The organism is Allobosea sp. Tri-44, assembly GCF_004123845.1.
GTDB lineage: Bacteria > Pseudomonadota > Alphaproteobacteria > Rhizobiales > Beijerinckiaceae > Allobosea.
The window spans coordinates 1-1226 of sequence record NZ_NBDP01000029.1 but is presented as its reverse complement, the minus strand read 5'-3'; the positions used below and the strand labels follow the sequence as shown (position 1 = coordinate 1226).

Here is a 1226-nt window from a genome sequence, read left to right as displayed (position 1 = left end):
GGGGGTGGGGTGGGATGGGGGGGGGAAGGGGGGGGGAAGGGGGGGGGGGGGTGGGGGGTGGGGGAGGGGGGGGGGGGGCCATGGTGGGCGGGGGGTGGGCGATGGCGGGGACAGTGGCGGCGCGGTGATCGCCGCCGCCATCACCACGATCATGGCGGCATTCGGTTCTGCCATCGGGCTTTCGATGGTCTCCGCCGACACCTCTCGCTCCTCCGGTCTGACCGCATTAGCGATCGCGGGCGGGATCTGGGCGCTCTGGGTGACGATTTCTGCCTGCGCTGCCGGTGGATATTTGGCTGGACGGATGCGCCGGCCAACCCTCGATGCCACTGATCATGAACGTCATGTGCGCGATGGCGCGCACGGACTAGTCGTCTGGGCCGCTGGTGCCTTGCTTGTTGCGATGCTCACCAGTTCGGTGCTGACCGGGGCTGCCAAAACCGCTGCGGCAGGGGTCACTGCAGCCGCGACGGGCGCGGGTGCGCTGATCAGCCAACAGGCGGACCCCCTCGGCTCAGCGCTCGACTCTGTGATGCGTTCCACCGGTAGCGAACCCGTGTCGGCGGGAGAGCGCGAGGAGGCTTCACGCATCTTAAGTCGCAGCTTGGCGAGCGGTGCCCTCGATCCGGCTGACCGCACCTACATCGCAAACCGCCTCGCGGCGCGCGCAAACGTCTCTCAACAAGACGCCGAGAAGCGCATCGACGATGCGTATGCGAAACTAAACCAGGCGAAGGAAACTGCGAAGCAGGCTGCCGAACGCGCGCGCAGGATGGGTGTCATAACCGCATTCCTGACCGCAGCCGCGCTGCTGGCTGGCGCCGCAGCAGCTTGGTTTGCGGCTGTACTGGGCGGGAAGCATCGCGATGAAGAGATCGATCTCACCGCATTGTTTGGATCCCGCTAGTCTCCAGAATCTATCGTCGCTCAGTCGTGTTGTCGGCGCCGCGTTAGATTGCGGCGCCGACTGGCTAACTCGGATCGAAGCCGAGCGGGAGGTAGGCGATTTTGTCCCCAGTGCAGCTCATCACTCTTCGATTGGGACGACAGCTCCTATGAGATCGAAATCACGCTTAGGGCCTCGGACAACCTGCCGAGTGCGCCCGCACCGGGTCACGAATAATGGAGCATCCGTCGCGAGCCTTGGTTGGGACACCAAAGGTGTGCCGAGCAGCGCGCGCGTGATCGCTACGATTCCAGCGCCTGATTTCCGCTAGTATGGACCC

At 65.2% G+C, this 1226-nt stretch carries 1 protein-coding gene; it reads left to right on the top strand.

Annotation, left to right across the window (positions count from 1 at the left end; all coding sequences use genetic code 11):
* The first annotated feature begins 124 nt into the window (after positions 1-124).
* Positions 125-907 carry a hypothetical protein gene (locus B6S44_RS16395; protein WP_164985854.1) on the top strand — a complete coding sequence of 261 codons (783 nt, stop codon included), beginning with the start codon at positions 125-127 and terminating at the stop codon, positions 905-907.
* Positions 908-1226 lie beyond the last annotated feature (319 nt).